This window comes from Candidatus Polarisedimenticolia bacterium (genome assembly GCA_035764505.1).
In the GTDB taxonomy this organism is placed as follows: Bacteria; Acidobacteriota; Polarisedimenticolia; order Gp22-AA2; family AA152; genus AA152.
The window spans coordinates 1-5,909 of sequence record DASTZC010000145.1 but is presented as its reverse complement, the minus strand read 5'-3'; the positions used below and the strand labels follow the sequence as shown (position 1 = coordinate 5,909).

The following is a 5,909-nucleotide window of genomic DNA, read 5'->3' as shown; positions in this document are numbered from 1 at the left end:
CGCCTCGGAAGCATCCCGCAGATCCTTCAGCCCCTCCTGGACGTGGCCTGTCATCAAGGCGACCCGCGCCTGCAGCGCCAGCCCCTCGGCGCGCGACGCGGGCGAGCCGGCGAGCGTGCGGAACAGGGCGATGGCCTCGGCGGTCTTGCCGGCGTCGAGCAGCAGGTCTCCCTTCAGGGACAGCGCTCCCAGGTTGTTCGGCTGGCTCGCGAGGATCTGCTCCACCGTGCGCAGCGCCTCTTCCGAGTGGCCTTCGCGCCGCTGCGCGCGGGCCAGGCTCAGCCGGGCGGCGTGATCCTCGGGGTGCCCTTCCAGATACTTCGTGAGCAGGCCGGCCGCTTCGGTGGCGTTCCCCGATTCCAGGGTCGCCAGCGCCAGCAGCCTGAGGTTGTCGGAGCTGGAAGGATCGAGCTCGTGGGCATGAGCCAGGGTCTTCGCTGCCGATTGCGGCTCGCGCAGCAGGAAGAGCTCGATCGCCCCCAGCCAGGAAAGCGGCACTTTCTCGTCGGGGAAGCGCGCCAGGAACGATTCGAGCGGCGCCACCGCCGTGCGCGGATTGCCCGACTGGTACAGCGCCATAATCACGGGGATCATCAAGGTGACGCGGTCGGGCAGGGGACGCGTCAGCTTCGACAGGGTGTTGGCGGCGCGCGCCGCGCCACCGGGGTCGCCGCGCTGCGCGGCGAGCAGGATCTCCAGGTAGCGCGCCAGGTGGAAATCTTCCAGCTTCAGCGCCTCCTGGAGCGGCGGCGCCGCGCCGGCCGGATCACCCTGTGCCAGCCGTGTCCAGGCCTCCACGAAGCTGCGTGTCGGGGCTTCCTTGAGGGGCACCAGGGAGGCCAGCGGCGGATCTTCGGCTTGCAGCGGCCCGCGTCCCAGCGCCTGGCGCACGTGTAAGGCCAGCTCGTCCAGCCTGTGGCCCAGGGTCTCCTCGGTGATGCCCGCAACTTCCCAGTGCTCCCGCTCCTTGCCGGAGGAGACATCGACCCAGGAAGCAGACAGCGAGGCCCCTCCCGCTCCGGCACTCACCGTGCCGCGCAGCAGGAAGCCGGCTCCTCCTTTCTTCGCCATGTCGATCTCGGCCGTCTCCCCCGCGAGCGGAGCGCGCGTCAGGTCGAAGACCCGCTCGGGAGTCAGGACCTTGAGATCGGGATCGTTCTCGAGGCTCAGGGTGAGAAAGATCGGAACCGAATCGCCAATCCAGGACACCGCCTCGGAGCCGCCGGCCGCGCGGAAGGGGACCACGACGAGCGCAGGCTTTTCCCCTCCCGCCGCCCCCGCCGAATTCCTCCGCGTCATGCTGACGACCAGAAACGCCACCAGCAATGCAGCCGCCGCGATTCCGGCCACCAGGAGAATCGCCTTCTTGCCCAGGGGCTTCGTCTCTCCGCGGTCCGGGGCGGAATCGCTACCCATGCGTGCACCTCGAAACGGGTTGAAAGGGGTTCTCTGGGAGATTCCCAAGGGACTCCGCTGCAAGCAGAGTCAGCATGTTAGACGAGGGCCGGGCGAGCGTCAACGCGCGCCGGGGCGCGTCAGAACTTGAGGGCGGTGCCGAACAGGAGCTGGAGCTTGGGGGAGTCGGTCTCCTCGGCGTCGATGGAGTAGGCCAGATCCAGCCGCCCGATCGTGGCCACGGAAGAGCGGCTGACCGCGAAGCGCAGTCCGACGCCGACGTCCGGATGCAGGTCGGAGACGCGCTGCGAGGAGCCGTACCAGGCGTTGCCGATGTCGAAGAAGCCGGCGGCCCCCAGGCGCACCAGCCGCAGGAGCTCCACGTTGCTGAAGAAGCGGTGCTCGAGCGTGAGCAGCAAGCGGCGGTCGCCGGAGAACTGCCGCGTGGGGTAGCCGCGCAGCCCCGTATCGCCCCCCAGGAGAAACTGGGTCTGCTCGTCCAGGTCGATGCCCACGTCCATCCCGAGCCGCGCGTAGAAGGTCTGGCGCAGGGTGGCGCGCCAGTAGGTCTCCAGGATCTGCGAGAGGATCACGTTGCTCGCCTCGCCGGAGCCCACGCGTCCCGAGAGCATCCCCGCGTAGAAGAAGTTGGCCGAGTGCGACAGCGGAATCCCGACCGAGTCGCCGAAATGCAGGATGACCTCGCTGCGCGCTGCGCCGAAGTCCCTCAGGGAGAGCCAGGCCGAGGCGGTGAAGTCGTTCCCCAGGTTGAAGTCCTCCTCCCGATCGAACTGGCTGTAGTTGGTGACCTTGATGTAGCGCGTACGCAGCGTCTCCAGGGTGAAGATCGGGCCGCTGAACTTCTGGTCCTCGGGCACCGGCAGCGTGCCGAAACCCTCCTGATCGGGATCGCGGGAGAAATCGTCGCGCTCGTACGAGTAGCCGAAGGTGAAGCGGGCGACGCGGTTGCCGATGAGCCCGGTGGAGACGCCGTAGGAGAAGCCGAACGTCTCGGAATCCTGGTTGAACTCGGAGGAGACCTCGCCGTCGGTGTACAGCTTGGAGACCTGGGTGAGGTCGAGCCAGGAGGTGTTGGCGGCCCAGCGCGTATCGAGTGAGAAAAAAGGTCGGGAGAAGGACAGGCCCGTGGTGTTCCCGTCGCTGCTCTCGGCGTAGATGGCGCGCATGGCGTAGCGGCTGCCCAGCAGGCGGGGATCGAAATACTGGAGGGCGGTGGTGGTGCGGTCCACGTCGCTCTTGCGGCTGATCATCAGGAGCTTGAGCCTGCCCACCAGGTTCTGCTCGCTGAAGGAGAAGCCCCAGGTGTTGTCGCCCCCGGCGCGGGAGAAGCGCACCGAGGGGCGCAGCGTCCAGGTGTCCTGGGTCCCCACCTCCAGGTCGACGATGCCGTCGTGATAGGCGACCGGGCGAATCTTGACATGGTAGATCACCCCCAGCGAGCGCAGGTTCCTCTCGCTCTCGTCGATGAGGTCCTGGCGGTAGAGATCCACCTCGCGGAACAGCAGCTCGCGCCGGACGACATCCTCGCGCGTGACGATGTGCAGCTTGTTGGCGAGGCGGTAGGGCCAGTAGCTCTCCTTCGGATCGGAGGTGTCGAAAATATCCTTGCTGTTGACCAGGATCTTGCCGATGTGAGCGCTGTCGATCTCCAGCTGCTTTCCGTCGGGGAGGGGGGATTCCTGCGCAGTGGAATTGGGTTCCTGCGCCAGAGAATAAGAGGAGAGGCAGAACAGCAGGAGCGCCGCCATCACTGGAAGGGGGGCTCGCATGGGGAGAGAATTATACATGGCGGTTGGGAGCCGCTCCAGGAAGGCAGTAGAATCCGGTAGATGAGATCCACCCCCCAAAAAGTCCTGGCCGGCTGCGCGGCCGCTCTGTTCGCGGCGGGGATCGCTCGAGGTGCCGGCGAAGACGGTTTCGATGCCACGATGGAGCTCGTGAGCGCGCGGGCGACGCGATACGAGAAGGCGGCACTCGGCTTCTCCTGCGAAGAGACAGTAATCCTGGGGAAATTTAGCTCCTCGACCGGGGAAAACAAGCGGGAGCAGAAAAGCCGCTACGACTACCTGTACGAGGGAAGCTCGGAGTCGGGGTACCGGGAAATCCGGATGCAGCCCTCGAAGAACGGCGACCCTGCCGACGCCAAGCAGGTGGATCCGGGGCTCGACGTCCCGGGAGCCTACGACTGGGCCCTGCTGTTCAGCCAGCAGCACCGCGGCCACTTCCGCTTCGAGCCGGCCGGCTCGGAGCTGGTCGGCTTTCACTCCGCGGTAATCATCGCCTTCCGCGGCGCCAAGACCTTCGATCACGGCCGCGAGATCCACGAGTGGAGCGGGAAGGCCTGGGTGGATAGCGAGACCGGGAACTTCGTGAAAGTGGAGGCCGAGCCCAACGGCCAGGAAGAGCTGCTCAAGCTGAGGACCGCGGAATGGCGCAAATCGATGCGCATCGTCGGTGTGCCGGTGAAGAAGCAGCCGCGAGGCTACCGCTACCGGCTGACCTTCAGCGTCGACAAGTTCGGGCTGTCCTTTCCCGGCGAGGCGGAGACGCGCCGCTTCGGGCTGAGCCTCACCGGCGAGGAGGAGATGAAGGAGCGCATCGCGCAGCGCTTCCGGAACTACGTCTTTTTCAATGTCCACTCGGAGGAGGATTTCGCCGCCGCCGCCCCGTCCCCCCCACCCCCTGCGGCGCCGCACGCCCCGGGGAAGTGACGCCGCCCCGGCCTCCGTGCTAGTGTCGCGTCCGCAACCCTAGGGTCTGGGCTTTGCGTTCCCCACCAAGCTTGGAGGCTCGACGATGGGCGGGTTGATCTTCTTCCTGTTCCTCCTGATCCTCGGTGCCGCGGTCGTCAGCCAGGTCCTCAGGCGCCGCGGCTTCACCGTCCTGGGCCCCGACGGCCGTCGCACTGGAGCCGGCCCGGGACGCGGCGTCATCGCCGGCGCCCTGGTGCTCCTGGCTCTGCTGGTGCTGATCCCGGCGTCGATCCGGGTGGTGCCGGTGGGACGCGCGCTGGTGGTGTTCAACACGCTGACGCGCAGCTTCCGGCTGGCGCGGCAGGGGGTCACCCTGGTGCCGCCGTTCATCACCCAGACAGAGCAATACGACCTGCGCCGGATGGAGTACACCATGGCGGCGGCGCGCGGCGAGGGGCGCAAGGCGCAGGCGGACGACTCTCTCTGGTCGCCGACGCGGGAAGGGCTGCAGGTGGGGATCGATCTGACCGTCTGGCACCATCTCGACCCGCTGCGCCTCATCGATCTGCACCAGAAGATTGGCCCCGACTACGAGGAGAAGATCATCCGTCCCGCGGTGCGCTCGGTCATCCGCCTGGTGATCTCCGAGTACGCCGTCATGGACGTCTACTCCTCGAAGCGCGCTGTCATCCAGGACGAGATCAACGACAAGGTGAAGAAGCTGGTGGAGAAGGACGGCTTCATCATCGACGAGGTGGTGCTGCGCGACGTGCGCTTCACCGACGAGTTCGCCAAGGCGATCGAGGCGAAGCAGATCGCCCAGCAGGCGGCCGAGCAGATGAAATACGTGCTGGAGAAAGAGCAGCGCGAGGCGGAGCGCAAGGTGATCGAGGCGCAGGGTCGGGCGCGGGCCATCGAGACGGTGACGGCGGCGCTGCAGAAAAATCCCTACTACATCAAGTATCTCTACGTCGACAAGCTCTCCGACAAGATCTCGGTGATCGTATCGGACCAGAACACCATCATGGATCTCAAGGGAATCCTGGACGCCAAGACCGCGCGCTGAAGGCGCGCGACGAGGAGGCTCATGAACTGGCTCGTGACCATCGTCATCGGCGGGATCGTGGGTTGGCTCGGAAGCATGGTGACCGGCACCGACGCCCGGATGGGGCTGTTCGCCAACATCTTCGTGGGGATCATCGGCTCGGCCCTGGGGTTCTGGATCGCGGGGGTGTTGGGGTTCGCGGCCTATGGACTGATTGCGCGCTGGATCGTCGCGGTCGCCGGGGCCGCGATCCTGATCGGCCTGCTGAAGATGCTGGGATTCTTCAAGTAGCCGCCAGGCTCACCGTCCGCGCCGGGAGCGGCGCATGAGCCGCCGGAACTCCGGCAAATGAGCGTTCTGGGAGACGGGCGATGCCGGGAGCCGAGGAACGAATCAGGCAGCTCGAGACGATGCTCGGGGAGACTCCCGAGGACCGGGACTTGCGCTATTTCCTGGCGACCGAGTACTTCCAGATGGGACGCTACGCCGACTCACTGCGGGAGCTGGACGAGTACTTCCGACAGGGCGACGACGAAGGGATGGGTTTCAAGATGCGCGGCATCTGCCAGCTCAAGACCGGGAAGCCGGCGGAAGCGCGTGCCACGCTTCAGTCGGGCATCGCCGCGGCCCGGCGGCACCATCACGCGGATCTCGCCGCCGAGATCGAGGAGACGCTGGCGGAGCTGTTTCCCGGTACCTGAACAAGGACCTCGCTACTGCGGGCGCTCCGGCTCGGCGATGCGGGCCGGCGGCTC

6 protein-coding genes are annotated in these 5,909 nt (G+C 66.7%); 4 read left to right on the top strand and 2 right to left on the bottom strand.

Translation table 11 applies throughout. The annotated features are described in order from the left end of the window. Together VFW45_09960 and VFW45_09955 are read right to left on the bottom strand one after the other, a co-directional pair. The coding region (locus VFW45_09960; protein ID HEU5181108.1) for a tetratricopeptide repeat protein at positions 1 to 1,416 on the bottom strand (1,416 nt) is incomplete at its 3' end. A 119-nt stretch (positions 1,417 to 1,535) separates the two neighbouring features. Continuing rightward, a complete protein-coding gene (locus tag VFW45_09955) occupies positions 1,536 to 3,203 on the bottom strand; it encodes a hypothetical protein (GenBank protein HEU5181107.1) in 1,668 nt (555 codons plus the stop codon). A gap of 42 nt (positions 3,204 to 3,245) precedes the next feature. On the opposite strand from VFW45_09955, the gene VFW45_09950 reads away from it, so the two are divergent. The 4 genes from VFW45_09950 (at position 3,246) to VFW45_09935 (ending at position 5,855) form a co-directional block, all read left to right on the top strand. Next, complete coding sequence (locus VFW45_09950; GenBank protein ID HEU5181106.1) at positions 3,246 to 4,127, top strand: hypothetical protein; 882 nt, start codon at positions 3,246 to 3,248, stop codon at positions 4,125 to 4,127. An 85-nt stretch (positions 4,128 to 4,212) separates the two neighbouring features. After that, entirely contained in the window at positions 4,213 to 5,175 is a 963-nt protein-coding gene (locus VFW45_09945; protein ID HEU5181105.1) for a prohibitin family protein, read from the top strand. 21 nt (positions 5,176 to 5,196) lie between these two features. Beyond that, positions 5,197 to 5,445 carry a GlsB/YeaQ/YmgE family stress response membrane protein gene (locus tag VFW45_09940; GenBank protein ID HEU5181104.1) on the top strand — a complete coding sequence of 83 codons (249 nt, stop codon included), beginning with the start codon at positions 5,197 to 5,199 and terminating at the stop codon, positions 5,443 to 5,445. An 80-nt stretch (positions 5,446 to 5,525) separates the two neighbouring features. Beyond that, on the top strand, positions 5,526 to 5,855 hold the full coding sequence (locus VFW45_09935) for a hypothetical protein (protein ID HEU5181103.1): 330 nt from the start codon (positions 5,526 to 5,528) through the stop codon (positions 5,853 to 5,855). Positions 5,856 to 5,909 lie beyond the last annotated feature (54 nt).